This is a genomic window from Amycolatopsis sp. BJA-103 (assembly GCF_002849735.1).
Lineage (GTDB): Bacteria > Actinomycetota > Actinomycetes > Mycobacteriales > Pseudonocardiaceae > Amycolatopsis.
The window spans coordinates 9,313,666-9,339,970 of the sequence record NZ_CP017780.1 but is presented as its reverse complement, the minus strand read 5'-3'; the positions used below and the strand labels follow the sequence as shown (position 1 = coordinate 9,339,970).

The following is a 26,305-nucleotide window of genomic DNA, read 5'->3' as shown; positions in this document are numbered from 1 at the left end:
CGCGCATATCGTAAGCATGCGCGTATCATCTGCGGGTGCAGCCTTCTCGGGCTGAAGTGCCATGAGGAGTGAGCATGATCAGGAGCAGGTGGATCGCCGGCCCGGCGGCGGACGTCGCGGGGGACGTACTGGTCAGCGTCACCGAGTTGACGCTGGACGACTTTCGACGAACACCGGGCGCCTACCGGGCCGGCTACGCGCTCGGCCGCGAGTGGCCGCGCCTACCCGGCGCGATCGGCCAGTGGTTGTGGGCCGAACCGCTGCGACGGCGACTCGGGTCGGTCTCGGTATGGCATGACCGCAAAGGCTTGCGCGGCTTCGTCGGGCTCCCCGCGCACGTCGAGATCATGCGGAAGTACCGCGACCTCGGCACCACCCGCGCCACCACGTGGCACGCCACCGACCTCGATCCTCAGGTCATCTGGCGAACGGCGGACCGGCGGCTGAGGGATCGCGCCTAAGCGCCGCCTCATTCAAGTCCCCTCGCTTTGGTATGCCAAAGTGAGTCGCCGGGACCTCGTCGAGAAAGGTGCTCTCCGTGTTGATCCGTGACGTCCGCCCGTGGGGTGGACAGCACAGTGACGTCGAAGTGGCCGATGGCCGGATCACCGCGGTGCGGGCGCACGATCCCGCCGCCGCGCCGTCACCCGGCACGGTCGAGGGGCGCGGGCGGCTGCTGTTCCCGTCGTTCAGCGACGTGCACGTCCACCTGGACTCGACTCGCGTCGGCCTGCCGTTCCGGCCGCATACGGGCGCGCCGGGCGTCTGGGCGATGATGCTGAACGACCGTGAGAACTGGCGTGACGCCGAGGTGCCGCTGCCCGAGCGCGTCGCCGGGACGCTGGAGCGGATGATCGCCAACGGCACCACCCGGGTGCGCACCTACGCGCAGGTGGACGTCGACTGCCGGCTGGAGAAGCTCGACGCCGTGCTCGCCGCGAAGGAGCGGTTCGCCGGGCACGCTGACGTCGACGTGATGGCGTTCCCGCAAGCCGGGATCCTGCGTGAGCCCGGCACCGTGGACGTCCTGGAGGCCTCGCTGCGTTCAGGCGCCACGGTCGTCGGCGGGATCGACCCGTGCTCGCTGGACAAGGACCCCAAGGGACATCTCGACGTTGTTTTCGGCCTCGCCGAGAAGTACGGCGTCGAGGTGGACATCCACCTGCACGAGCCGGGGCATCTGGGCGTGTTCTCGACCGATTTGGTGATCGAGCGGGTCCGCGCGCTGGACATGCGCGGCAAGGTGACCCTGTCCCACGCGTACGAGCTGGGCTCGATTTCGGAATCGGTGAGCCGCCGCCTGATCGACACGTTCGCGGAGCTGGACATCGCGATGGCGACCGTCGCGCCGTCCGTCGACGGCCAGCTGTCCCTGGCGGACCTCACGACCGCGGGCGTGCGCGTCGGCCTGGGGGAAGACGGCCAGCGGGACTACTGGAGCCCGTACGGCAACTGCGATCTGCTCGACCGCACCTGGCAACTGGCCTTCACGCACGGCTTCCGCCGCGACGACCTGATCGAAATGGCGCTGGCCGTCGCGACGATGGGTGGCGCGTCGATCATGCGCCACGACGTCCCGCGGCTGGCGGGCATCGCCGACCGTCCCGGCGTGGCCGTGGGCGACCGCGCCGACCTGCTGCTGGTGGACGGCGAAACCCCGACGAGCGCGGTGATGGACCGCGGCAAGGACCGCACGGTCCTGCACGACGGCGTCGTCGTGGCGGACGGACTGTCGGTGGTGGACCTCTGATCGACCCGGACGGGTGACGGCGGCCCGCCCCCAAGGAGGGAACGGGCCGCCGTTCAGGCTGTTGTCAGCCTTCGTACGAGCCGTAGTCGACGATGTTGCCGTGGTTGTAGCAATCGCCGCCCCACAGCCAGGTTCCCGGTCCCACCGTCGGTCCGTAGACCCGGTGGCCGTCCGAGCACTTGGTGTAGGCGCCGCTGCGGCCGTAGTCGACGAACACGGTGGCGTTCCAGGCGACGCCGTCGTAGTAGGTGGTCGTCCACCTGCCCACGTGACTGGTGCCGACCTCCCCGCCGATCGCCGAGTGATGCTTCACCTCGGTATCGGCGGACGCCGAGCCGGCACCTGCCAGCAGGATGCCCCCGGTGAGTGCGACGGCCCCCGCCGCCACCGCGATTCCGCGGATCCCCACGTTTTTCATTTCCCCTCCAGTGATCATTTCCGATTTTCGAGAGCGAGAGCCGCGTGAAGCACGGCACCCGCTGTCACCTGTCTAGTGCGCCGGCAGTGTTCTGTGCCGGGGAGTGGACAGCGAACGACAAACTTCCGGACAATGGGGAAAAGCAGACACCTGGGGGGTGGCTGATGCCACGACATGAACGTCCATTCGTTACGGAAGAAGATTCGTTGTCACAGTTCGCGGGGGATCTGCGACGGTTGCGCGAGAACGCCGGAAGCCCGCCGTACCGGGAATTGAGCAAGCGGGCCCACTACGCGGCGAGCACCTTGTCCGACGCGGCGGGTGGCCGGAAACTGCCGACTCTGGCGGTGACCTTGGCCTACGTCCGGGCGTGCGAAGGCGACCTCGCCGAGTGGGAGGAGCGTTGGTACGGGACCGCCGCGATGAACCGTGTCGCGGAGCCCGAGGAAATCGACGAAGAGATCCCCTATCCGGGTCTCAACGCATTCGGGGCACACCAGGCCGACTATTTCTTCGGCCGCGAGCGCCTTGTCGAAGAATTGTCGCGCCACGTCACCGGACGACGACTCCTCGCGGTTTCCGGCGCTTCGGGATCCGGCAAGTCGTCCTTACTGGCGGCCGGACTGATCGCGGCGGTCCGGCGATCCGGCCGGGATCGGACGATCCTGCGATTCACTCCCGGGCCGCATCCGCTCCGGGAAGGCGCGATCCAGCTGGCCGCGGTGAGCGGCGGATCGGCGGTCCGGCTGCACGGGGAGCTGACGGCGGATCCGGCGGGGTTGCACCTGCGTGTCCGTCAGTTCCTGGCGAGGCGGCACGAGGACGCGGAACTCCTGCTCGTGATCGATCAGTTCGAAGAGGTCTTCACCCGCTGCCGGACCGTGGAGGAGCGTGACGCCTTCGTCGCGGTGCTCCTGCACGCCGTCCAGGAACCGGACAGCCGGACCCGGCTCGTGGTGGGTGTGCGTTCGGATTTCATCGGACACTGCGAGAGGTATCCCGCGCTCGCCGCGGCGCTGCGGCCCGAGAACCGGGTCGACGCCGGGCCGATGACCGCGGAGCAGCTGCGCTCGGCGATCATGCGCCCGGCGATCGCCGCCGGGCACCAGCTGGAAGGCGCGCTGGTCGCCACGGTCATGGCCGAGACGGCGGGCAGGCACGGCGTTCTCCCGCTGGTCTCCCAGGCGATGCGCCGGACCTGGCAACGCCCTCACGGCGCCACGCTCACCCTCGCCGCGTACCAGGCGGCCGGCGGGATAACGCGCGCCCTGGCCGACACGGCCGAGGAGGTTTTCGGCGAGTTCGACGAACTCGGGCGGCAGCAGGCACGGGACGTGTTCGTCCGGCTGACCACGCTGGGCGCCGACGGCCACGACACCCGGCGGCGCGTCCCCGCGCACGAACTCGACCCGGCCGCCGCGCCGGTGGTCGCCCGGCTGATCGACGCCAGGCTCGTGACCGCGGGCGCCGATGGGCTGGAGCTGGCGCACGACGCGCTCATCCGGGAATGGCCGCGGCTGCGGAGCTGGCTGTCCACCGGCCGTGGCGCCCTGTATCTGCATCGGCGGCTGACCGAGGCCGCCGGGGTGTGGGAACGCGCGGACCGCGACCCGGCGCCGCTCTACCGGGGCAGCCAGCTCGATGAAGCGATCGCGTTGGCCGGAGGGGCGAGATTGACCCTCCGGGAACACCAGTTCCTCGACGCGAGCATCCAGGCCCGCGAAGAAGAGACGGCCCGGGCGCACCGATCCGCGTGGCGGCTCCGACGGCTGGCGGCCGCGGTGGTGGTCGTGAGCGGGGTTGCCGCGGCCTCGGTCGCGCTGGCCGTCCGGGAACGGAGACAGACCTTGGCGCTTTGCTGGTGACCGCGTGTCGCCGAAGCCAGGACTGGGCAGGGACGAAGCTGTAGCATCACCGGAGCCAGCAGATACGGTCGCCACGGTCGGCCGGATCGCTGTTCCGCTCTTGGGAGGTAGCTCGATGTACAGCCCGTCCGCCCGGTCCTTTCCGGTGTCGCTGACCCCCGGTGACCCGGTCCGGGAAGCGGTACTCCAGGCCGCCACCGCACGACTCGACGAGTACTTCGGCGATCGTGTCCGGGTGGAGGTGGAACAGCTCGACCGCGTCGGGCCCTGGGTGTTCCTGCAAGGGACGATGCGCGGCACCGAAGCCGGCCGTCCGTACTACGACGGCACCGTCTACGAGGCACGCCGGGCCGACGGCGTCATGTCCGACGTCTATGTCGCCCTGCTCAAGAAGCGGGACGATGCGGCCGCCGACAACGACGCGCGGTCCTGGCGCTTGTCCGACTACGCCATCGGTCCGACGGACGTCGCCTGGCTGACCTGGGCGGACGACCACGAAGCGCCGCGGACGTTGTTCGGGTTCTGACTTCGGCACAAGCTCAAGCCTCGTGAGTGGTAAGGACGGTTCTGGTGGACCTGTATTTGCCTGCCCACTGGATCCTGATGTCATCTCGGTGGCTTGTAGAGCTTGTTCTGGATGCCGATGTGGGCGAGTGGGGAGGATTTGAGACGTTCAACGTCCCAAATCCTCCCCACTCGGCTGCCGTTCGCGAGACCACGGTCTTGATCAACGGAGGATCGGGGACGTTGAGTGTCCCCGATCCTCCGTCGATCAAGTACCAAGACCGGAGCGACCCCTCGACGATGAAGGAATCGGGACACTCAACGTCCCAAATCCTTCATCATCAAACATCCTCCACACTCGAACGTGCCGCGGTGAGATTCCGGTGTCATCGAACTCCGAGACCTGAGCGACCCCCTCGACTACCGCACACCATCTTCGCCCTGGTCACGCGTAGGTAGGCAAATACCGGTCCGCTCTAACCGTCCCTACCACTCGCGAGGTGAAGCGGATCAGGTCGGCGGGGTCAGGATTTTGACGAGACCGCCACCGCCACCCATGCTGATCTTCTGGGAACCGTCGGGGTTGACGTTGTTCGAGCCGATGAACTGACCATCGCCCGCGTACAGCACGACGTGCCCGCCGTTGTTCGAGATGACCACGTCGCCGGGTTTCGCCTCGGAGAGCGGGACCGACTTCCAGCCGTCCGCTTCGAGGTTGGCCGTCAGGCCCGCGACGGAGGCACTGGCCTGGCCCTTGTCGATCAGGCCGGAAGCCTCCAGGCAGCCGGAGACGAAGTTCGCGCAGTTGACGTTGTTGGGCACCCAGGACTGCATCGCGGGAAGCTCACCGCTGCCCTTGAGGTCACCGGCGTTGCGCCCGAGGAACTGCTCGGCGATCTTGGCCGGGTTGTCGCCCTGCGCGTCGATCGGCTTGGCGGGCCGCCCGTCACCCTGCACCCCGGCGACGCCACCGCCGCCGCCTCCGCCACCACCACCGCCGCCGTCCCCGCCGCCATAGCTGGGAGTCGGGCTGATGCGGGAATCGACGGGGCTGGCCTTGACGCTCGACGCCGTGGTCTGGCCGGTGTCGGCGGGCACCAATTCCAGGAAACCGTTCTCGATTTCCAGGCCGAGCGGCTTGAGGAGATCGTCGATCTGTTTCTCGGCGGCGTCCAGTACCCGCTCGATCTCGTCTTTCTTGCCGTTGGAGTCTTTTTCGTTGAGCTGCCGGAGCCGCTCGATGTCCGACGCGGCGGCGGCGATCTCGTTCTCGTCGTCGGAACTGTTCTTCCGCTTCCGGGCCGCGCCGATCAGGGCGCGATTGTCCGCGTCCTTGTCGTTGGCTTCCTGGGCGAGCTGGGCGACCTTCTTCTTGGTGTCGTCGAGGATCTCGGACACGCGCTGAAGAATGTTCTTGGCGGCTTCGGCCTTGTCACTGACCTTGTAACTGGCCTTGCCGAGCTTTTCGAGGTGGTCGGCGACGGCGTCGGCGTCCTTGCCTTCCCATTCGCGCAGCACGTCGTCGCGGAAGAGTTTGAGATCGTCTCCGAGATCGTTGGCGCGGGTGGCGGCTCCGCCTACCTTCGCTGCCTGATCGTTGACGGCACCGGCGTTGAGCTTCTGCGCCTGCTGGGCGTGCTTGTCGATGGCGTCCAGCGACTTAGGCCGGTCGTGCGCCGGGTCGTCGAGCGCACGCTGGTCACGTTCCGCGGTGGTCATCGGTAAATCCCCCTGGTTCCCGTCTTCAGTCCGATCAAGACCGCTCGCGGTTGCCGCCGAGGGTGTGGACACCCGCGGCCTCGTCGTTACGCATGCGCTGGGCGGCGTTGGCCAATGCCTGGGAAGCGGCGTCGACGAGCTTCTCGGCGGCGGCCAGCTGGGCGTTCACCCCGGTGTGGAAACCCTTCACCGTCTTACCCGTGTTGGCCGCGTTGCTCAGGTCGCCGAACGCGCCACCGGGGTCGCCGTCGCCCAGGTCCTTGCCCGTTTTGCTGAAGCCGTCCTTGAGCCCGCCGACCTTCTTGGCCAGCGCGGCGATCTGCTCTGGATCGAATCGGCGAGTCATGAGTGCTCCCTCACTTGCTGTCCCACGCTGCTCTACCGCGCAGCCTATGAGCTCACAGTCACCTGTGCGCACCGTTTCCCGAAACGCGGATGACCACATTCGTGTACACCGACGCATCCGGCCGCGCTTTGGTTCCCCACGTCGGCGGGAGGATCTTACCGCGTCGGTATCCGCATTCGCCCTGGCCGAAACGCCAGGCGCCCCGGAACCGGGAATCGGTTCCGGGGCGCCTGGTGACGGGATCGGTATCAGCGGAAAGCGGCGATGGCGCGGGCCGCCCAGTCGGAGAAGGGGCGAGGTGCCCGGCCGAGGACCCGCTCGACGTCGGGGCTGACGCGCACCTCCTCCGGCTTCGGGGAGCCGAGGATGTCCAAGGTGTCGTCGGCGAGTTCCGCCGGCATGGTCTCGGCCATGCCGGCCTTGGCTTCGGCGCGGGTGAGCTCGTGGAACCGCACCGGCGAGCCCAGGGCGGTGGCGATGGCCTCCGCCTGCTGACGCGGTGTGATCACCTCCGGGCCGGTCAGCTCGTAGACGCCGCCGGTGTGCCGGTCGTCCAGCAGGCAGGCCGCCGCGACGTCGGCGATGTCGGCCGGGTCGATGACCGGCACCCCGATGTCACCGAACGGCGCGGCGACCACCTGCCGCTCACGGACGGACTCGGCCCACCACAGGGCGTTGGAGGCGAACCCACCCGGACGCAGGATGACCCAGTCCATCCCGGACTCCCGCAGCGTGTCCTCCACCGCTCGCAGCGCGATCCGCGTCGAGCCGAAGGGCCTGGTCGCCACGCCCAGCGACGACAGCAGGACGACCCGGCGGACCCCGCTCGCCGCGGCCTGGCCGATGACGTCGGCCGGGCTGGCTCCGGCCGCGTGCAGGTCGCCGGACAGCAACAGGAACAACGCCTTCGCCCCGGACAACACGGGCTCGAGCCCGGCGGGGTCGGCCAGGTCGGCCACCACGTGGCGGACACCGTCCGGTACCGCGGCGGCGTGCCGCGACACCGCCGTCACCTCCTGACCCGTCTCGGCCAACGCCTGTGTCAACGGCTTGCCGATGTTTCCGGTAGCCCCGGTCACCACGATCATGAACAGCTCCTCGTCCGATGTCTTCTGTGGCCGGAACGCTAGGAGCGGAGCTAACTTTTGGTAAGGACATACCTCCAGGTAAGCTCATGACATGGCGGAAGGCGCACAGCTCAAGGAGACCGGGTCAGGGCGGCCGTATGAGGTGTTTCACACCGACTGTCCCGCTCGCGACGTGGTCGACCACGTGACCAGCCGGTGGGGTGTCTGGGTGCTGATCTCCCTGCGGAACACCGACCTCCGGTTCTACGAACTGCGCGAAAGCATCAGGGGCATCAGCGAGAAGATGCTCGCCCAGACCCTGCGCGCGCTGGTCGAGGACGACCTTGTCTGGCGGAAGGTCGAACCGACGACGCCGCCCCAGGTCACCTACGGGCTGACCGAGTTCGGCCGGGATGTCGGCGAACCGCTGACGGAGCTGTTCGACCGGATCACGGCGCGGTTGTCGGCCTGAGAAACGACGCGACACCGGGCGCCCCCTAAGGCGAAGATGGTCGTGATGACCATTGACCGGCGAGCACTCGCCCTGAACTCCCTGTACGGACTCGCCCTCGGCGACGCTCTGGGTTCCCAGTTCTTCGTCCCCGACAATCGTGACGCTTGGGAGCGGCGGCAACCGCCGCCAAGCCCCTGGCAATGGACCGACGACGCCGAAATGGCGTGCTCGGTTTTCGCCGTGCTGACCCGGACCGGCCACGTCGACCAAGACCTATTGGCCGCGAGCTTCGCGGCGCGCCACGACTTCGACCGAGGCTACGGACCGTCCATGAACCGGATGCTGCGGCTGGTCCGCGAGGGCGGCTCGTGGCGCGAACTGGTCGCGGACCTGTTCGACGGACAGGGTTCCTGGGGCAACGGCGCCGCCATGCGCGTCGCGCCGCTCGGCGCTTGGTTCGCCGACGATCCGGACGAGGCCGCGCGCCAGGCGGCGCTGTCGGCCGAGGTGACCCACACGCATCCGGACGGAGTGGCGGGCGCGATCGCCGTCGCGGTCGCCTCCGCGCTGGCCGCCGCCCCCGAGCCGCCGTCGCCGAGGGACTTCCTCGACCAGGTCCTGCGACGGGTCCCCCCGGGCCGGGTGCACCACGGTGTCTGGGCGGCCCGGGGCCTGGCCCACGTGCCGTCGCCCGCGATCGCCGTCCACGAACTCGGCAACGGCCGCTACACCGGTGCCCACGACACGGTGCCGTTCGCGCTGTGGGCCGCGGCACGGAACCTCGACGACTACGAGCAGGCCATCTGGATCACGGCGGGCGCGGGTGGCGACGTCGACACCACCTGCGCCATCGTCGGGGGCATCGTCGCCGCCCACGTCGGTGTCGACGGGCTACCGCCCTCCTGGCGGGCCGCCTGCGAGCCCCTCCCGGACTGGGCGGGCGCCGTCGACGGCTAGACCAAGCCGAGTTCGCGTGCCCGGACGCCCGCTTGGAAACGGGACTCGGCGCCCAGCGCGGCCATCAGTTCGGCCACCCGGCGCCGGTAGGTCCGCACGCCGAGGCCGAGGGTCCTGGCGGCGGCTTCGTCCTTGACGCCGCTGCCGAGCAGGTCCAGCACCGCGGGCGCGAGACGGCGGATCTCGGAGACCCGCGCGTCGTAGACGGCGAGATCGGTCGCCGAGCGCCAGGCCGTCTCGAACAGCGACATCACTCCCTGCACGGTTTCGGGCTGGGTGATGACGCTGTAGCCGCGCCGCCCCGCGATGAGGTCGCCGGCCAGGATCACGAGCCTGCCGTCCATGATGATCGTTTCGTTGACGTCTTCGGCGGAGATCCGGATCTGCGCCCCGAACCGGTCGCGGATCCTCGCCAGCTCCTGCGCGGACACCGAATCGAGCAGCAGGCCCGCCCGGTAGATCTTGCGGATCCGCAGGTCGCCGGTCCGGCGCTCCGCCGCCGCGGTGAGCTCTTCCGACCGGCGATCGGCCACCCAGGTCGCGAGGTCGTTGGCGGCGCACGCGAGGTCGGTCACCGTCGAGAACAAGTGCCCGACCCGGCGGAACAGTTCTTCCTCGCCGTGCACGACCGTGACCGCATCACTCGTCCGCATGGGATCGATATTGCCCCACCTTCGCCGCCCGCGACCAGGTGGCAGGTTGTTGCCATTTCCTGACCTCCGGCGGGCCCGTCGCGACGCTGACGGGTATGACGAACCTCCGCGACAGCACTCCCCCGGCCACCTGGCGGCTCGGTGACCGCACGGTCGACCGCGTCGGTCTCGGCGCGATGCGGCTGACCGGGATGCCCTGGGACGAGAAGCCCAAGAGCCGTGACGACGCGATCGCCGTCCTGCGCCGGGCGATCGAGCTCGGCGTCAACCACATCGACACCGCGTCGTTCTACTTCACCCCCACGCGGTCGGCGAACGAGTTGATCAGCACCGCGCTCCAGCCCTATCCCGAAGACCTCGTGCTCACCACGAAGGTCGGAGCGGGCCGTTCCCGCGACGGCGAGTTCTCGTTCGCGCGTCCCGACCAGCTCCGCGGCCAGGTCGAGGAGAACATCCGGCAGCTCGGCCTCGACCACCTCGATGTCGTCAACCTGCGCTGGGGCGCAGGGATGGGCAAGGAACCCGGCTCGGTGGCCGAACATTTCGGCGCGCTCGCGGACCTGCGCGAGGCGGGCCTGATCCGCCATCTCGGTATCTCCAACATCGTGGCCGACCAGCTGACCGAAGCGAGGACCATCGCGCCGGTGGTCTGCGTGCAGAATCGCTACGGCCTGACCGACCGGGAGGACGACGCCCTGGTCGACCTGTGCGCCGAACACGGCGTCGCGTTCGTGCCGTTCTTCGCCGTCACGACCTCGCTTCCGGGCGCCGCTCCCGGTGCCGTGCCAGGGCAGGCCGAAGTCGCCCGGGTCGCCGCGGCTCACGACGCGACCCCGGCGCAGATCCGGCTCGCGTGGACTCTCCATCGCGGGGACCACGTGCTCGCCATTCCCGGTACCGGCGACCCGGACCATCTGGAGGAGAACGTCGCGGCGGGCGGTATCCGGCTCAGCGGCGAGGAACTGGCCCTGCTCGAAGGCATCGCGGGCGGCGTTTGACGGAGCGGGCCGGTGGGCACTCCGACCGCATGGGGGAACTACACGATCGGAGTGTCGAAGAGTGACCTCTTTCAGCGTGAAACCGTCGAAACCGATGGCGATCTTCGGCGCGGTGTTCGGAGCGGCGATTCTCCTGTTCGGCCTCTTCAGCGGAATCGGGCGGAACAACGGGTTTCTCTGGCTGTGGCTCGCCGTCGGGATCGGCATCATCGGGTTCAACCTCTGGGCGGCGTTCAGCAAACGAGGCGCGACGGAGGTCATCGAAACCCGCGAAAAGACCGACGACCCGGCGGATGCCGTCAGGTGACCGCATTTCACCGCCGGATGCGGTGATCCACGGCGACCCAGTTCGTTTCCCAGGTCGTCCCGCCGTCCGCCGAGAACGCTTGCTCGAACCTCGCCTCGTCCGGACTCGGGCGGACGACACGGAAGCGCACCTTGACCGGACGGCCGCCGTACTGGTCGTCGCCGAGGAATTCGCCGACGCCGTCACGGAACCCGCCGTACACCGCCGGGGTGGGCAGACCGTCGCGGACGTTGACGAAGGTCAGGCTCCACCGTTTCGCCTGCGGCTCGTACAGCCGCAGGTTGAGGGCTTCGATGCGGCCGTTCACCCCCGAGACCTCGAATTCGAGGACGTTGGCCCGCCGGTCCAGCAGGGGGCGGACGGTGCTCGTGCCCGCGAAGTGCAGCCACTCGTCGGCCGTCTCCGAAAGCGGCTCGGCGAGGACCCGCACCGTGGAGCGCCAGGTGCCGATCTCCCAGTCGAAGGCTCGTTGGCCGTCCGCGCCCGTCGAGGACGCGGGCGGCGTCGAGGCGTCGCCCGACACCGCCGTCGCGATCAGCATGAAGGCCGCGAGGCCCACCGTCAGGATTCGTTTGTATGGCACGGTCATGGTCCGACTATCCGAGTGGAGTCCGGCCATGGACAAGAAGGCACCTGCGGGTAACCCCTCTCGCCCCAATCCCCTGCCCGGCTGCCCGATGGCGGCGGCGTTCGCCGCGTTCGGCGGGAAATGGAAGCTGACCCTGCTGTACTGGCTCGCCCACGGCGAGTCCCATTTCGCGGGCCTCCGCCGCCGGGGCACCCCCATCACCCCCAAGGTGCTGGCCGAGCAGTTACGCGAACTCGAGGCAGACGGACTCGTCGAACGCGTGGAGACCGGGCCGGTCCCGGCGCGCGTCCTCTACCGGCTCACTCCCTACGGGACCACGGTTCTGCCCGTGGTCGAAGCGGTCAGGGTCTGGGGCGAGACGCACCTCGAGCGCACCGGCGGCGAGGCCGCGCCGAATCCGGCGATGGGGTGCGCCGGCGCGATCAGGTAGTCACTTCGCGCCCGACTTGCCCTGCCGTCGCCGGGCGGCGGTCGCCGTGGCGAGGTTCTGCAGGACTTCCTGGGTGGCGGCCATGTCGATACAAGCGTCCGTAATGGACTGTCCGTAGGTGAGCGGCCGGTCGGGGTGGAGGTCCTGCCGTCCCGCCTGGAGGTTGGATTCGAGCATGACGCCGACGATGCCGCGCTGGCCGGTCCTGATCTGGTCGGCGATCTGATCGGCGACGATGGCCTGCCGCAGATGGTCTTTGCGGCTGTTGTCGTGGCTGGCGTCGATCACGACCCGGCGCGGCAGACCGGCGGTCTGCAGCGCGGTGAGCGCCGCGCGGACGGACGCGGGATTGTGGTTGGGCGCGGAGTTCCCGCCGCGCAGGACGAGATGGCAGTCGGGGTTGCCGACGGTGTGCAGGATGGCGGGCAGCCCGCTGGGGTCGACGCCGGGGACGACGTGGCGTGCTTCGGCGGCACGGATCGCGTCGACGGCGACGGTGACATCACCGTCGCGGCGGTTCTTGAAACCGACGGGCATGGAAAGGCCGCTGGCCAGCATCCGGTGGTTTTGGCTTTCCACGGTCCTGGCGCCGATCGCGCCCCACGAGACGGTGTCGGCGAGATAAGCCGGAATGGTGGTGTCCAGCCATTCACACGCGGCGGGCAGGCCGCCTTCGGCGAGTTCGAGAAGGAGGTCCCGTGCGATACGCAGGCCGCGGTTGACGTCGCCGGTGCCGTCGAGGTGCGGGTCGTTGATGAGTCCTTTCCAGCCGCCGACCGTACGGGGCTTTTCGAAGTACACACGCATGACGATCAGGAGATCGTTGACGAATCGGCCCGCGACCGACGCCAGGCGGTCGGCGTATTCGAGTGCCGCGGCGGGATCGTGGATGGAACAGGGTCCGGCGATCACGAGCAGCCGGTCGTCCGTCCCGTCGAGGACGCGGACGACGGTTTCGCGGCCTTGCCGCACGGTGTCCGCCGCGGTGGTGCTGAGCGGCAGTTCGTGGTGCAGCAAGGCCGGCGTGACCAGAGGGACCATGCGGTCGATGCGCTGGTTGTCGAGATCGACGGCGGCGATGGTTGTCATCACAGATATCCAGGGTTTCTGCCGGCACCGGGCGTCAGGGAAAGCCGGGATTTCCCGGCCTGGGCGGCGGTCTCGGGTGAACGAAGAAACAGGCTGGGAAAGCCCGGCTTCACGCAAGCGATGAGGAATTTTCGGAGATTTCTCTTACGTCGAAATCTCCCACCATCCGTCACTCAAAACAATGGAAAAAGCCCTGTCCAACCCTGTTTCCACACGCCGTCCGCACTTTACCGGCCCGTCCAGATCGGATCCCTTTTCTCGGCGAAGGCACGGGCGCCCTCGCTCGCGTCCGCGCTCCGTCTGCGGCGTTCTTCCCACGGATACGAGGCGGTGAACGCTTCTTCGAGCGGGAGGTCGAGCGACCGCAGTGCGGCCTCCTTGATGGCACGGACCGAAAGCGGGGCGGCACGGACGAGATCGTCCGTCCATTCGGCGACGCACCGATCCAGTTCGGACACCGGGACGACCTCGTTCACCAGTCCGTGGCGAAGCGCCGTCGCCGCGTCCATCCGGCGCCCGGTCAGCAAATACCCCATCGCCACCTTCTGCGGCAACTGCCGCGGCAGCCGGAAAACCCCGCCCGCGCCGGCGATCAATCCGAGCCGGACCTCCGGCAGGGCGAACACCGCGTCCTCGGAGGCGACGACGATGTCGCAGGCGAGCATCAGCTCGAAACCGCCGCCCAGCGCGTATCCGTGCACCCTGGCGACCACCGGTTTGGACAACGTGAACCGGTCGGTGAGCCGGGGATGACCCGGCTGACCGCCACTGCCGAACGTCGAGGGCTCCACGCCCGCTTCGGTCAGCCGCGCGCGTTCCTTGAGGTCCTGGCCGACGGAGAACGCGCGGTCCCCCGCGCCGGTCAGGACCACCGCCCTGATGTCGTCGTCGGCCTCGACGTCGTCCCAGATCCCGGCGAGTTCCGTGTGCATCCGCCGGTCCATCGCGTTCAGCACGTCGGGCCGGTCCATCGTCACGTGGGCGACGTGGTCCTTTTTCTCGTACCGCACCCGGGTTTCGCTCATCGCGACCCCACCGCGAAGCCGTCCACCTTGCCGATCACATCCGCGCCGTAGATGCGCAATGCCTGCTGCAACGCGAATTCGGCGATGTACCGGCGGAATTCCTCCGGCGGTTCCTCGGCGAGGTTCAGCATGCGCCGGTTGGCCACCACCGCTTCTCCGTCGAGACGGGCCAGTGCGCCCTCGATCGCCACGTCCATCTGCTCCGGCGGGACGACCTCGTCGACGATCGACCGGGCGTCCGGCTCGGCCGCCTGGATCCGGCGTCCGCCGAGGATCACCTGCCGGGCCACCCGCGGCCCGGCGATCCGGGAAAGCCGGAAGTTCGAGACGCCGGGGATGATCCCCTCCTTCGCCGCGGGGAGGCTGAGATACGCGTCGGACGCCGCCAGCACGTGGTCGAAGACCAGGAGGAGCTGAGTCCCCCCACCGATCGCGAAGGAATCGACGGCAGCCATCCACGGCTTGGCGGTCAACCGCGAGTGCCACGAGCCGTCGGTGTACAGGCCGCGGAAGATCTTCTGGATGTAGCCCATTTCCCGCCGCAGCAAGAAATCGACGAGCGGGATTTCGCCGGCGCTCAGCTTCTTGAGGTTGATCCCCGCGCAGAACACCCGGCGGCCCCGGTACCGGGGGTGGCTCATCACGCCGCCCCGCAGCAGCGCCACCCGGACGGACGGATCGAGCAGCACCAGGTCGACCGCGGTCTCCATGTCGTCGACCTGTTGCGCGTCCTCGGCGTTCAGACAGTCGTCCCGGCACAGGGTCAGGTGTGCGACGCCGTCGCGGCGTTCCAGCCGGACGGCTTCCATTTGCAGGACGCCGGTCTCGACGAATTCGGGCAGCAACCGCAACGCCCGGGAAGTGGGCCGGAGCATGGCGTCGAGCAGATGCGGACCGGCCTTCGGGGCACGCAGGATCCCGCGCAGGAAGATGCCCTGGTCGATCTCGCGCCCTTCCTTCTCCGCCTGTGGCCGCGAGCGCTCGGCCGCCATCTGCGCTTCCGTCGGCACCAGGCCGGGAAAGGCGAGGGCGGCGGCATTGACGAGTTCGTCGATGCGCAGGTACCGGGTCCGGCCGTCGGTGAGCTCGGCGTAGATCTCCTCGGCATGCGCCTCCATGAAGTCCGCGCGCATCGCCCGGACGCCGTCGTCGACCCGGTGGGCCTCCCCCGCCAGGGCCCGAAGATCGAGCCCTGGCGGCAGAGTCACGGAATCCGTTGTCACGACTTGGCTTCCCGTCGCAACGCCCGGTCCGCCGCGGCCAGGTGAGCGCCGAGCGCCTCCTCGAAGGTGGTCGAGCCCGCTTCGAAGATCAGCTGACGGCGGATCGCCGTCTCCGCGCCGTCCGTGGCATCGGCGAGCCCGGCCAGCGTCTCCGCCGGGTCCGCGGTCACCTCGTCGACGAGGTTGAGGGCGAGCGCGCGAGCGGTCTCGATCGGCGTTCCCAGCAGCACGGCCCGCCGGATCCCCGCCGCACCGGCCTGCTGGGTGAGCCGGTAGATCGTCATCCCCGGCCAGGCGCCGCCGCCGACCCACGTGAGCCGCAGCCGCGTGCCCGGCTCGGCGATCCGGACGTCGGCGGCGAGAAGGAGGTCCAGCGCCATTCCGGCGCACTCCCCCGACGCCACCGCGACCGTGAGCCTGCCGAGCCGTTCGAACCGGCGCACGACCCGTTCCCACTTGTTGACCAGGCCGACGGCGAGTCCGTTCGCCCAGCCCGCGGGCGGGGCGCCCGTGACGTGGATGGTGACCGGTCCCGTTCCCCGGTGGTCCTCGGCGCGATCGCAGAGCGCGTCGATCTCCTCGACCGCCGCGGCCGACAGCGGCCGGGCCCCGTCGAAACGCAGCACCAGTTCGCCGTTCACTTCGTTACGCGTCACCATTGAATAAGCGCCATTTCAATCGTGGAGCCAGGCCCCATGGTCATGAGCACGCCGTAGTCCCCGGGACGGGTGACGTCCTCGTCGGCGAGCCGCTCGTAGGAGAAGAGGAAGGAGCCGCTGGAGAGGTTTCCGTAGTCGCGGAGCACTCCGGTGGTGTGACGGACGTCGTGCCGGCTCAGGCCGAGGTTGACGACGACCGCGTCGACCACCTTCTTGCCGCCGGAGTGCACCAGCCAATGGCCGATGTCGCTGCGGCGCAGCCCCGTACCGGACAGCAGCCTGTCGATCACGATCTCGGCGTGCGCGCCCACGACGTAAGGAATCTGCGGGTCGAGGAAGAAGCTGAACCGGTCCTGCTCGCGATCCCAGTCGTAGCGCATCGCCGCGACCGCGTCGGTGATGATGTAGCTCGCGAACTTCAGGACCCGCGGGCCGGGCACCCGGCCGTCGCCGGAGATGACCGCGAGGGCCGCCGATCCGTCGCCGAAGAGGCTGTTGACCACCGCGGTCCGCATGGTGCCGTCGAGGGCGTAAGCGGCGGAACACGCTTCGCTGCACAGGACGACGCCGAGCTCACCAGGATGTGCCGCGGACCAGCCCGAGACCACGTTGAGCGCGTTCAGGCCCGCGTTGCAGCCCATGCCCACGATGTCCGAACGGCTGCAGTGCGGGTCGATCCCCAGTTCACGGATGATCAACGCGCTGAGGCCGGGGGTCAGGAAACCGGTCGAGGTGACGCAGCACAGGTGACGCAGGTCCGAAAGCGTCGCGCCCGCCGACTTCAGGCAGGCCTCGAGCGCCCGGCATCCCATGTCGACCGCGAGTTTCTTGTGCTTGTCCAGCAGATCGCCCTGCGGTTCCGAGACTCGCTGCCCGCCGGGACCCTCCGGCGGAAGTGTGAGGAAGCGCCGGTCGATCGCGCTGTTCAGGAAGATCGACCGGATCTTCGGATCCTCGACGTCGAGGATTTCGAGGAGTTCGGATTGCGAGTAGGACGACGCGGACACGGCGGTCCCCACCCCGGCGAACCTGGTGATCTCGGTCAGCCCCGTGAAAACGGAAAGGTCCTCGGCCGGTTCGGCAATGGCAGTCATCGGTACATCCACCCCCATGTTCTCAGCTTGCTACGGAACAGCTGCTTGAACTGCGCAGCGGGCATCGATCTCACCTTTCGCGGATCTCGAGTGAACATTCCTGAAATTAGGCTTCGCCGAACTCGGCGGTCAATCGTCCAAGGCCCGTTCCCAGCCGGATTTTGGTTACGGACGAACGATTCGGACGAATGACCGCCGACGGAACGTCTCAAGTGGACTGACGGCGTGCCCTACGGCCGCCGGTAGATCGTGATGGAGTGGCCCACCGTGTCGATCGGCGTGCTGCTGTCGAGCAGCGCGGCCAGCCGGCCGGTGGCACCGGAAACCCCGGAGACCTCACCGCCCCCGAGACCGCCGACGCCGCCGCCTCCGCCTCCGCCCGAACTGTCGTCATAGTCCCCGAGAATCGCGGAGTCCGACACCGCGAGCAGCCCGTGCACCTCGTCCACGGGCACCCTGAACGGGTCGGCGGCGTCGATGCCGTAGTAGGACGGGAGTGCGCTGCCCTGGTAGACGAGCCAGGTCCGCTCGCCCGGGTAGCTCTCCTTCAGGCGATCCGCCAGGCGGCCGAGGTCCTGGCCCCAGTCGACGTTCGAGTCGAGCAGGTACCGGTGCGTGTTCGCCGGGCCGCCGAACGCCATATTGGAATACGGGAGGTAGTAAGGGAACGTCAGCAGCGAGCTGACCGCGGCGAGGACCACCAGCACCGTCGCGGCCACCTTCACCCACCGTCGTCGGAGGACGACCACCGCGGCCGCCGCGACGGCCAGGAACATCGGCGCGAAGGCCAGGTACCGGACGCCGTTGTCGCGGACGATGACCATGGCCGTGGCCATCAGCACGGCCGTCGGGATGAGCACATACGGTGCCGCCGGGCGCAACCGGCGAACCGACAGCATCACGGCGGCGCCCGCCAGCCAAATCGCCAGCGCGCCCAGCGGCGTCTTCACCAGCAGCGCGGCGGGCCCGTAGTACCAGAGCGAACCCGTGTAATGCCTGCCGAACAGGAAGTTGTGCCACACGTGGTCTTCCAGTTCGAACTGGAACCGCATGCCGTCCTTCAACGGCTGGGGGAACGGCAACCACTCGACGAGGGTCCGCATCCCGTGCAGGGGTTGCATTCCCTCCGGCGTCTCCCAGTGCAGGCCCGGATCCACGACAAGGTACGAGGCCCACACGACGGCGATCGCGATCAGCGCCATCCCGGCGGACGCCAGCAGGCCGCGGCCGATCAGCAGGGCCGGGCTCTTCAGGTCGAGGCCCCGGGCGCGGCGGGCGTGCCAGACGGACAGCACGGCCAGCGGGACCAGGACCGGAACCGCCACCAGGGAAAGGACCTTCGTGGCCGTGGCCGCGCCGAGGGCGAGCCCGGCGAGCGGGAGGTAGAGGGCGGGGCGGCTTCTCGCACGCCACACCAGCCAGGCCGACGTCAGCAGGAAACCGGCCACCGGGACGTCGAGCGTGGCCAGTGATCCGTGCGCGATGACGTCGGGCGAGAAGGTGAACAGGGTGAGCGCCACCAGCCCGCCGGCGCGGCCGGCCAAGTCGGAAGCGAACGCGAACACGACCAGCCCGAACAACAGCGTCAGCACGATCACCGGCAGCCGGGCGGCCAGCATCAACTGTTCCGGATCGTTGCCCGCCTCGTAAACGACGTGCTTGCCGAGTTCCCACTCGTGGCTTTCGAAGGCCGGGTCGATCTTCGGGTCGGTGAAAGCCACTCCGGCGGCGATGATCAGCTTGCCCAGCGGAGGGTGTTCGGGGTTGTACCGCAGGCTGTGCTGGTCGAGGTAGACCACCGCGGTGCCGACGTAGACCGGTTCGTCGATGGTCGGGGACTGCTCCACGGCCGTCGTGATCATCGCTATCGCCATCTGGGCGAGCAGCGCGAACACGGCGAGCCCGAGCAGCCATCGCCGGTTTCGTCTCACCCAGCCGAACCGGTCCGGTTCCGGCGGACTTGGAAGCTCCGATGGCGCGTCAATGCCCTTGGTCGTCAAGAGGCGTCCTTCCCCCGGCGAACCGGCGTTCGCCTATCGGATCAGTAACGGGACAGTTACTCAGAGAGCTTGATCATTATGATCTTCGCCCTTGATCCGGTCCACGGGCGGAACTTGGTCTGGGGGTGCCGGAGAGGAGCGGCGGTGGCGGGGTGGTCGTGAGTGGCGTTTCTGGTTAGTGCCGAAGGGGTCTTAGGTACCTGCTGTTTGTGGCTGGAGTTGGTCGCAGGTCCGTGAAGGCCTCCTTGCCTACCCTGAAGGTAGTGAAGGAGGCCTTCACGGACTACGTGATCTCCCTCCGCAGCCTCAGTAACACCCGCCAGCCCAGCAGTCACGGGCGGCGGCGCGTGAAGGGCCACTTCCCTCGGCAGCCTCAGTAACACCCGCCAGCCCAGCAGTCACGGGCGGCGGCGCGTGAAGGGCCACTTCCCTCGGCAGTACATGAAGGCCCTCTTCCTGTACCTAGGCGCAAGGAAGGGGGCCTTCATGTACCGCAGAGGAGAGCCAGAGCGGCAGTGGCGTGGCGGGCCGAGTCTCGTGAGGGCCACGCCAGCCAGCCCGGGTGTCGCGAAAGCCACTTTCGGGACACCAGACGTCCCGAAAGTGGCTTTCGCGACACCGGGATGGCGGCCGTGCACGACACCCGAAACGCCACTCACGACCAACCGGACCCACCCACCACCTTCACCCCTTCCCCTCACGGGCACGACAAAACGCCGGCGATCGCCATCACGGTGTCGGGTTCCGTGATGGCGATCGTCGGCGCAAGTCTCGGCGGAGGAGGAAAATCAGGCGGAGAGCGGAACTCCGGACAACTGCCGCTCGAGCTCGACGCTGGTGGCGTAGTCCGGAAGCAGCCCTTGCTGTTCCGCCTCGGCGAGGGTGAGGGCGACCCGGTCCCGATCGGACACGATCGGGTCGATGCCGTCGTCGATGGGCAGGTTCAGCGCCGGATCCAGCGCCGAGAGCGCGAGTTCCTGTTCCGCCACATAGCTTCCGGAGAGCATGTACGACATGACGGTGTCGTCCTCGAGCGCCACGAACGCGTGGCCGACCCCGACGGGGAAGTACATCGTGCGGTGGTGTTCCTGGTCCATCAGGACCGCGTCGACCTTGCCGAAGGTGGGCGAGCCGACCCGGATGTCGATGACGATGTCCAGGGCCTTGCCGCGTGCGCAGTAGACGTACTTCGCGACGCCCGGGGGTGTCACGGTGTAGTGGACGCCCCGCACCACGCCGCGTTTGGACACGCTGTGATTCGTCTGCGCCACCCGGAAAAGCGGGCTGCCGTGGGCCTCGGTGAAGGCCTCTTCCTGGAACGGCGAGAGGAACCGGCCCCGGTCGTCGGGGAAGACGCGCGGGGTGAACTCGATCGCGCCTTCGACGGCGAGTTTGCGTGCTTGCACGGCTTGCTCCTGTGCTCGGTGTGGTCAGAGGGTGGACAGCACTTCGCGGACCGCGTGGATGACCTTGTCCTGCAGGTCGGCGGAAAGCGCGGGGTACATCGGCAGCGAGAAGATCTCGCCCGCCAGTTTCTCGGTGACCGGGAGCGAACCCTTCTCGTAGCCGAGGTGGGCGAATCCGGTCATGGTGTGCACCGGCCACGGGTAGCTGATGTTCAAGTGGATGTCGTACGCCTTGAGGCGTTCGAGGATGTCGTCACGACGCGGGTGCCGCACCACGTACACGTAGTACACGTGCTCGTTGCCGGGGACGGTCTGAGGCAGCTTCAAGTCGGTGTCACCGAGGCCCTCGACATAACGCTGGGCGACGGCCCGGCGGGCGGCCGTGTACTCGTCGAGGCGCCTGAGCTTGCGCCGCAGGATCTCGGCCTGCACCTCGTCCAGACGGCTGTTGTGGGCAGGCGTCTCCAGGGTGTAGTACGTCTCGTCCATGCCGTAGTACCGCAGCCGGCGCAGCTTGTGCGCCACGGCTTCGTCGGACGTGATGGTCGCGCCGCCGTCGCCGTACGCGCCGAGCACCTTGGTGGGATAGAAGGAGAAGGCGGCCGCGTCACCGGTCGAGCCCGCGATCTTGCCGTGCTGCCGGGCCCCGTGTGCCTGGGCGCAGTCCTCCAGAATGGACAGTCCGTGCTTCGCGGCGAGTTCCTTCAGCGGCGCCATGTCCACGCACTGCCCGTACAGGTGCACGGGGAGCAGGCATTTGGTGCGCTCGGTGATCGCGGCTTCGACCTGGCCGGTGTCCATCAGGAAGTCGTCCTCGCGGACGTCGACGAAAACCGGGGTGGCGCCCGTGCCGTCGATGGCGACCACGGTCGGGGCGGCGGTGTTCGACACCGTGATCACCTCGTCGCCCGGCCGGATGCCCAGCGCCTGCAGGCCGATCTTGATCGCGTTCGTCCCGTTGTCGAGACCGGCGCAGTGGTCGACCCCGTGGTACGCGGCGAATTCCGACTCGAACCCGCGCAGGCTCGCGCCGAGCACGAGCTGCCCCGAGTTGAAGACCGTCTCGACCGCGTCCAGCAGGTCGAGCCGCTCGGTCTCGTATTCGGCCAGGTAGTCCCAAACACGCGTGGTCATGAGCGAGCCTTTCCGTGAACTGATGTCGTCAATGCGGCGACGGTGCGACGCACTCCTTCGGGCAGTGAGATCTCCGGGCGCCAGCCGGTGATCGCCCGGAACGGGGTGGAATCGATGGTGACGCTGCGAAGATCCGTCGCGGGCGCGTGCGACGGGGGTTCCACGCACGTCACCTCCACCGGGTTCTGCCCGGTCTGCGCGGCCGTTTCCTTCGCCACGAGCCGGAAGACCTCGCCCAGCTGGTCTCCCCGGCCCGCGCCGAGCAGCCAGTGGCCGCCCACGAGGGAATCCGGATTCACCAGTGCCGCGGTGAAGGCCGCCGCGATGTCCTCGACGTGGACCAGGTCGCGGCGCACGGTGCCGTCACCCCAGATGGTGAGGTCCTGGCCTTCGAGCGCTCGCCGGGCCATGGCGGACACGACCCCGCGGTCGTGGTTCGCCCCCGCTGTCGCGGTCTCGCCGAACACCGTGGGCAGGCGCAGGCTCAACCCGCGCACCACGCCGTCGGCCGTCGCCTTCTTGAGGACCTGTTCCGCCGCGAGCTTCTGCTTGTCGTACGGGGTCGCCGGCTCGTCGTGCTCACTCCCGTCGAGCGGCTCCCGAGGGGGCACGCCGACCTGCGAAGCGGCACCGCCGTACACCACCAGCGGGGGCGGTCCGCCCGCGTCGCCGAGGACGTCGACGAGGTCCCGCATCACGCCGAGGTTCACGCGTTCGGCTTCTTCGGTCTCGGCCGCCCGCCAGCCACCGTCCGCCAGGAGCAGGTACACCACCGCGTCCGATCCCGCGACCGCGTCGGCGAGCGCGGCACGGTCGGTGAGATCAGCGGTGACGACGGTCGTTTCGGCTCGACCGGGTTCGGGGGTGAACCGCCTGCGCGCCACCGCGCGCAGCCGGATCGGCTGCCGCGCCAGCGCGCGAGTGACGGCCGAGCCCACGAAGCCCGATGCGCCGAGGACGGTGATCAGCTTCATGTCAGGCGACTCCTTGAGACTGGGCTTGAGGCTGTGCGGTAGCGGCGTTGAGGCAGGCGAGAAGCGTGCGGGCCTCGACGTTGACGTAGTGCCCGTGCCGGGTGAGCGCGGTGAGCTGGGCCGGGGTGACCCAGGCGAAGCCGGGCGGGGTCTCGGCCGCTTCGTCCGCCTCGATCGCGAGATAGCGGGCCCTCGCGTTGAGGAACCGGCCGCCTTCTTCGGAATGTATCGCCTCGTAACGGATCCGCGACCGCGGGGCGTCCAGGACGAAGTCGAGGAACGGCGGCCTGCTCTCCGCGGGCAGATGCGCGTAGTTGTGGGGCGTGCACTGGACGGTCGGGGCCAGCTCGACGGTGTCCAGGAAACCGCCGTCGGCGCGGGCGTGCACCAGGACGTGCGGCACGCCGTCGATCTCGCGCACCAGGAACGCGACGACACCCATCCCGACGGATTCGAGCAACGGCTGGGTCCAGCTGATCTTCTCGCGGTTGCTGCCCTTCACGGCGACGGCGAGGACCTTGAAATAGCGGCCGTCCTCGTGCTCGATCGCTTCCACGCCCTGCTTCCAGTCGCAGACGTCCGTGAGCGGGATGCGGCGGGCACGCACGTCGTGGCGCGATCGCTCGTTCGTGAACCACGAAAGGAGCTGGACGTCGGAGAACAACGCGCCGGAAGCCGTGTCGTGGTAAGGAAGACACGACAACACGCTCCTGGCGTTCATGTTGATCGTCTCGTCCTCGTGCATCAGCTCCGCGATCTGGCCGAGGGTGAGCCAGCAGAAGTCGTCCCACATCGGCACGTCGTCGACGGTCTCGACGATCATGTTGCGATTGGACTTCTGGAAGAACCACGAGCCTTGCTCCGCCTGGAGGACGTCGACGATGACCCGCTCTGGGTCGGGCGGCGCGAAGTATTCGATCAGTTTGACGTTCGTCCCGCCGTGCGCCTTGGTGTAGTTGCTGCGGGTGGCCTGCACGGTCGGCGAGAGCTGCACCAGGTTGGGGTTCCCCGGCTCCATTTTGGCCTGCATCAGGAAATGCAGGACACCGTCGAACTCCTTGGCCAGAATGCCGAGGATACCCACTTCCGGCTGTTTGATGACCGGCTGCTGCCACTCGCGATAGGGGCCGTCGCCGTGCGGGCCGTCGTGCTCGACGACGTGCAGGCCCTCGATGGTGAAGAACCGTCCGCTGCTGTGCACGAGATTGCCGGTCACGCCCTCGAACCACCACTGGTCCAGATCCGCGAACGGGATGCGTTCGACGTGGAAGACGTTGGCCTCACGGCGTTCGGCGATCCAGGCGCGGACGTCCTCGGTCCGCATGTGCACGCCGTCGGTGGTCGCGGCCGACAGCGCGACGCGGTCCGCGTGGTCGCGGTCGTCACGGGGACGCACCGCGTTTCGCGGGATGAGGCAAGGCAGCATCAGAGGACTCCTTGTCATGACCGTCGCGCCGTTCTCGGGTCGTAGCCGGGGGCCCTGGTGCCCAGACGGCGGGCCGCGCCCATCGAGTCGCAGCCCGCCAGGCCCAGTGCGTTCCGGAGTTCTTCGGCGAGCAGGTCGAGCACCTGCCGCGCGCCCTGCTCCCCCGCCGCGGCCAGCCCCCACATCACCGGCCGTCCGATCAGTACGGACGACGCCCCGAGGGCGGCTGCCTTCAGGATGTCCCCGCCACTCCGGATTCCCCCGTCCAGCAACACTTCGCAGCCCCCGGAGACCGTCGCGGCGATCTCGCCCAGCATTTCGAGTCCTGGTACGGCACCGTCCAACTGACGGCCTCCGTGGTTGGACACCACGATCCCGGCGACCCCCGCGTCGACGGCGCGAGTGGCGTCCTCGACCGCGAGAATCCCCTTGAGCACCACGGGAAGGTCCGTCTGCGCACGGACCGCCTCCACGGATTCCCAAGTGGCCGGGGCGAACTCGCGCGCGGTGTGCTCGGCCACCGCCGACTGCCCGCCCGCCCGGCTGTGCGCGGCCGCTCCGGCGTCGAAGTTGGCCGCCGTCACCGATTCCGGCAACGCGAAGCCGTTGCGCATGTCCCGCAGCCGTCGTCCCATCCACGGCACGTCGACGGTGAACACGATCGCCTCGCAGCCGGCGTCCTCCGCGCGGCGGACGAGTTCCAGCGATCGTTTCTCGTCGCGCAGCCAGTACAGCTGGAACCACGGCCGCCCACCGACGGCCGCGATCTCCTCCAGCGGAACACTGCTCAGGGTGCAGATGGTGTACGGAACACCGGCGTCCCGCGCCGCGCGTGCCGCGGCGAGTTCACCCTCGGGGTGGAACAACCGCTGGTACGCGACCGGCGCGACCGCCATCGGCAGCGCGGCACGCCGGCCGAGCACCTCGGCCTCGGTGGTGCTTTCGGCCACTTCGCGCAGCACCCGGGGGATCACGAAGATCCGCTCGAGCGCGGCGCGGTTGGCCTCGAGCGACGCCTCGGTGCCGCTGCCCCCGGCGAGGAAATCCCAGATCTCGCCGGGGAGGACTTCGCGGGCGGCACGTTCGAGGTCGTCCAGGCAGAGGTGGTGGGTCATCGCCGAACGGGGCCGAGCTTGCTCTGCCCGGTCCGTTCCAGTTCCACGGCCTCGTACAGGGCCTTGATGTTGGAGCTGCCGAAGGTGCCAGCACCCTGCCGCTCGATGATCTCGAAGAAGATGGTCTTCCGCGGATGCGTGGAGGCGGTGAAGATCTGGAACAGCTGGCCGCCGTGGTCCTCGTCGGCGAGCAGCTTCGTCTCCCGCAGATCGTCCAGCGAGTGCGTCTCCAGTTCGATCCGCTCGCCGAGCAGGTCGTAATAGGTGTCCGGGGTCTTCAGGAAGTCCACCCCCCGCGAGGAAAGCTCCTTGACCGCGCGGACGGCGTCCGCACTGGTGAAGGCGATGTGCTGGACGCCCGAACCGTGGTGCTCCTTGATGAAGTCGTCGATCTGGCCGGGGTCGGCGGTCTTGTCCGGCTCGATCAGCGTGAGGGTGACCTCGCCCGACGCGCTCTGCACGACGGTGGAGTTCATCGCCTGGGCACCGACCACGATGTGCTCTTCGAAGATCTGCTTGAACCCGAGGGCGCGCTCGTAGTACGCCACCGTGGGGCCGAGGTCGCCCGCGTTCAGGCAGACCGCGAAGTGATCGATCGCGAGCAGGTCCACGCCGCCCCGTCCGCGGGGGGCTTCCTTGGAGTCGGGGGCCTCTTCGCGCTGGATCAGGGTGTGCACGACGTCGCCGAAACCGCCGACGGTGGCCGTGACGACCGCGTCCGCACGCTCGCCCGGCTCGCGGATGGCCTCCGCGCCCGCCTTCACCGCGGCCTCGAAGGCGGCGGCCACGTCCGGAGTGCGCAGCGCGATGTCGGCCACGCCCTCACCGTGGGTCTGCAAGTACGTCGCCGCCGGGTGCCGGTCCGACGTCGGCTCGGTGAGGATCAGTCTGATCGGGCCCTGCCGCAGCGTGATGCTCCGGTGGTCCTCCGAGCGGTCCGTGCCGTCGACGGCGAAACCGTACTTGTCCATCCAGCCGGACGCGGCCACCTCGAGATTCGGGACGTACATTTCCACGTAGTCGATCTCGAACTTCTGCATGCTGGGAGTCACGATATTCCTCCGTGAAATAGATTCGCTGCTCGTTTACAGGATGGCTCCATG

Annotated in this window: 27 protein-coding genes; 9 read left to right on the top strand and 18 right to left on the bottom strand. The window is 68.6% G+C overall.

The window, feature by feature from the left end; all coding sequences use genetic code 11:
• Positions 1–74 precede the first annotated feature (74 nt).
• Positions 75–461 carry a hypothetical protein gene (locus BKN51_RS42190; protein WP_101612873.1) on the top strand — a complete coding sequence of 129 codons (387 nt, stop codon included), beginning with the start codon at positions 75–77 and terminating at the stop codon, positions 459–461.
• Positions 462–538: 77 nt separating this feature from the next.
• Positions 539–1,750, top strand: coding sequence for an amidohydrolase family protein (locus BKN51_RS42185; protein WP_101613813.1), 1,212 nt, complete (start codon positions 539–541; stop codon positions 1,748–1,750).
• Between the two features lie 64 nt (positions 1,751–1,814).
• Here the strand turns inward: BKN51_RS42185 and BKN51_RS42180 are convergent, their stop codons facing one another.
• Complete coding sequence (locus BKN51_RS42180; protein WP_199193075.1) at positions 1,815–2,168, bottom strand: hypothetical protein; 354 nt, start codon at positions 2,166–2,168, stop codon at positions 1,815–1,817.
• A 206-nt stretch (positions 2,169–2,374) separates the two neighbouring features.
• Here BKN51_RS42180 and BKN51_RS42175 point away from each other — a divergent pair, with 206 nt between their 5' ends.
• Positions 2,375–4,033, top strand: coding sequence for an nSTAND1 domain-containing NTPase (locus tag BKN51_RS42175; protein ID WP_101612871.1), 1,659 nt, complete (start codon positions 2,375–2,377; stop codon positions 4,031–4,033).
• 115 nt (positions 4,034–4,148) lie between these two features.
• Positions 4,149–4,559 (top strand): hypothetical protein, encoded by a 411-nt coding sequence (locus BKN51_RS42170; protein WP_101612870.1) that lies wholly within the window; start codon positions 4,149–4,151, stop codon positions 4,557–4,559.
• Positions 4,560–5,047: 488 nt separating this feature from the next.
• On the opposite strand, the gene BKN51_RS42165 is transcribed toward BKN51_RS42170, so the two are convergent.
• From BKN51_RS42165 to BKN51_RS42155, 3 genes are all read right to left on the bottom strand, one after another.
• Positions 5,048–6,256: a peptidoglycan-binding protein gene (locus tag BKN51_RS42165; protein WP_101612869.1), complete on the bottom strand. Its 1,209-nt coding sequence runs from the start codon at positions 6,254–6,256 to the stop codon at positions 5,048–5,050.
• Between the two features lie 34 nt (positions 6,257–6,290).
• Complete coding sequence (locus tag BKN51_RS42160; protein ID WP_101612868.1) at positions 6,291–6,602, bottom strand: hypothetical protein; 312 nt, start codon at positions 6,600–6,602, stop codon at positions 6,291–6,293.
• A gap of 248 nt (positions 6,603–6,850) precedes the next feature.
• Complete coding sequence (locus tag BKN51_RS42155; RefSeq protein ID WP_101612867.1) at positions 6,851–7,690, bottom strand: SDR family oxidoreductase; 840 nt, start codon at positions 7,688–7,690, stop codon at positions 6,851–6,853.
• 91 nt (positions 7,691–7,781) lie between these two features.
• Here BKN51_RS42155 and BKN51_RS42150 point away from each other — a divergent pair, with 91 nt between their 5' ends.
• The gene (locus BKN51_RS42150) at positions 7,782–8,141 is read left to right on the top strand and encodes a winged helix-turn-helix transcriptional regulator (RefSeq protein WP_101612866.1); all 360 of its coding nucleotides are present in this window, start codon (positions 7,782–7,784) and stop codon (positions 8,139–8,141) included.
• Positions 8,142–8,186: 45 nt separating this feature from the next.
• Positions 8,187–9,080 carry an ADP-ribosylglycohydrolase family protein gene (locus BKN51_RS42145; RefSeq protein WP_101612865.1) on the top strand — a complete coding sequence of 298 codons (894 nt, stop codon included), beginning with the start codon at positions 8,187–8,189 and terminating at the stop codon, positions 9,078–9,080.
• Here the strand turns inward: BKN51_RS42145 and BKN51_RS42140 are convergent.
• Positions 9,077–9,733, bottom strand: coding sequence for a response regulator transcription factor (locus tag BKN51_RS42140; RefSeq protein WP_101612864.1), 657 nt, complete (start codon positions 9,731–9,733; stop codon positions 9,077–9,079). The genes BKN51_RS42145 and BKN51_RS42140 overlap by 4 nt on opposite strands.
• Positions 9,734–9,828: 95 nt before the next feature.
• Here BKN51_RS42140 and BKN51_RS42135 point away from each other — a divergent pair, with 95 nt between their 5' ends.
• On the top strand, positions 9,829–10,731 hold the full coding sequence (locus BKN51_RS42135; protein WP_101612863.1) for an oxidoreductase: 903 nt from the start codon (positions 9,829–9,831) through the stop codon (positions 10,729–10,731).
• Between the two features lie 61 nt (positions 10,732–10,792).
• A complete protein-coding gene (locus BKN51_RS42130) occupies positions 10,793–11,038 on the top strand; it encodes a hypothetical protein (RefSeq protein WP_233223895.1) in 246 nt (81 codons plus the stop codon).
• 7 nt (positions 11,039–11,045) lie between these two features.
• Here BKN51_RS42130 and BKN51_RS42125 read toward each other — a convergent pair whose 3' ends face one another.
• The gene (locus BKN51_RS42125) at positions 11,046–11,627 is read right to left on the bottom strand and encodes a hypothetical protein (protein WP_233223893.1); all 582 of its coding nucleotides are present in this window, start codon (positions 11,625–11,627) and stop codon (positions 11,046–11,048) included.
• Between the two features lie 28 nt (positions 11,628–11,655).
• Between BKN51_RS42125 and BKN51_RS42120 the strand changes: the two genes are divergently transcribed.
• Positions 11,656–12,057 (top strand): winged helix-turn-helix transcriptional regulator, encoded by a 402-nt coding sequence (locus tag BKN51_RS42120; RefSeq protein ID WP_233223891.1) that lies wholly within the window; start codon positions 11,656–11,658, stop codon positions 12,055–12,057.
• Here BKN51_RS42120 and BKN51_RS42115 read toward each other — a convergent pair whose 3' ends face one another.
• The 12 genes from BKN51_RS42115 to hppD form a co-directional block, all read right to left on the bottom strand.
• Positions 12,058–13,146 (bottom strand): 3-deoxy-7-phosphoheptulonate synthase, encoded by a 1,089-nt coding sequence (locus BKN51_RS42115; protein WP_101612861.1) that lies wholly within the window; start codon positions 13,144–13,146, stop codon positions 12,058–12,060.
• Positions 13,147–13,373: 227 nt separating this feature from the next.
• Positions 13,374–14,171: an enoyl-CoA-hydratase DpgD gene (gene dpgD / locus BKN51_RS42110; protein WP_101612860.1), complete on the bottom strand. Its 798-nt coding sequence runs from the start codon at positions 14,169–14,171 to the stop codon at positions 13,374–13,376.
• Positions 14,168–15,394: a (3,5-dihydroxyphenyl)acetyl-CoA 1,2-dioxygenase DpgC gene (gene dpgC / locus BKN51_RS42105; protein WP_101612859.1), complete on the bottom strand. Its 1,227-nt coding sequence runs from the start codon at positions 15,392–15,394 to the stop codon at positions 14,168–14,170. The genes dpgD and dpgC overlap by 4 nt, the downstream gene beginning before the upstream one ends.
• A complete protein-coding gene (gene dpgB, locus BKN51_RS42100) occupies positions 15,391–16,035 on the bottom strand; it encodes an enoyl-CoA-hydratase DpgB (RefSeq protein WP_233223879.1) in 645 nt (214 codons plus the stop codon). Before dpgB ends, dpgC begins: the two co-directional genes overlap by 4 nt.
• 11 nt (positions 16,036–16,046) lie before the next feature.
• A complete protein-coding gene (gene dpgA, locus BKN51_RS42095) occupies positions 16,047–17,147 on the bottom strand; it encodes a 3,5-dihydroxyphenylacetyl-CoA synthase DpgA (protein ID WP_101612857.1) in 1,101 nt (366 codons plus the stop codon).
• Positions 17,148–17,377: 230 nt separating this feature from the next.
• Positions 17,378–19,078, bottom strand: coding sequence for a phospholipid carrier-dependent glycosyltransferase (locus BKN51_RS42090; protein ID WP_233223871.1), 1,701 nt, complete (start codon positions 19,076–19,078; stop codon positions 17,378–17,380).
• Between the two features lie 857 nt (positions 19,079–19,935).
• Positions 19,936–20,553 carry a dTDP-4-dehydrorhamnose 3,5-epimerase family protein gene (locus tag BKN51_RS42085; RefSeq protein WP_101612856.1) on the bottom strand — a complete coding sequence of 206 codons (618 nt, stop codon included), beginning with the start codon at positions 20,551–20,553 and terminating at the stop codon, positions 19,936–19,938.
• 24 nt (positions 20,554–20,577) lie between these two features.
• Positions 20,578–21,687, bottom strand: a complete 1,110-nt coding sequence (locus BKN51_RS42080; protein ID WP_101612855.1) for a DegT/DnrJ/EryC1/StrS family aminotransferase — start codon at positions 21,685–21,687, stop codon at positions 20,578–20,580.
• Positions 21,684–22,661, bottom strand: coding sequence for an NAD-dependent epimerase/dehydratase family protein (locus BKN51_RS42075; RefSeq protein WP_101612854.1), 978 nt, complete (start codon positions 22,659–22,661; stop codon positions 21,684–21,686). The genes BKN51_RS42080 and BKN51_RS42075 overlap by 4 nt, the downstream gene beginning before the upstream one ends.
• 1 nt (position 22,662) lies before the next feature.
• The gene (locus BKN51_RS42070; RefSeq protein WP_101612853.1) at positions 22,663–24,087 is read right to left on the bottom strand and encodes an NDP-hexose 2,3-dehydratase family protein; all 1,425 of its coding nucleotides are present in this window, start codon (positions 24,085–24,087) and stop codon (positions 22,663–22,665) included.
• A 14-nt stretch (positions 24,088–24,101) separates the two neighbouring features.
• Positions 24,102–25,202, bottom strand: coding sequence for an alpha-hydroxy acid oxidase (locus BKN51_RS42065; RefSeq protein ID WP_101612852.1), 1,101 nt, complete (start codon positions 25,200–25,202; stop codon positions 24,102–24,104).
• Positions 25,199–26,242: a 4-hydroxyphenylpyruvate dioxygenase gene (hppD, locus tag BKN51_RS42060; protein ID WP_101612851.1), complete on the bottom strand. Its 1,044-nt coding sequence runs from the start codon at positions 26,240–26,242 to the stop codon at positions 25,199–25,201. Before hppD ends, BKN51_RS42065 begins: the two co-directional genes overlap by 4 nt.
• Between the last annotated feature and the right edge of the window lie 63 nt (positions 26,243–26,305).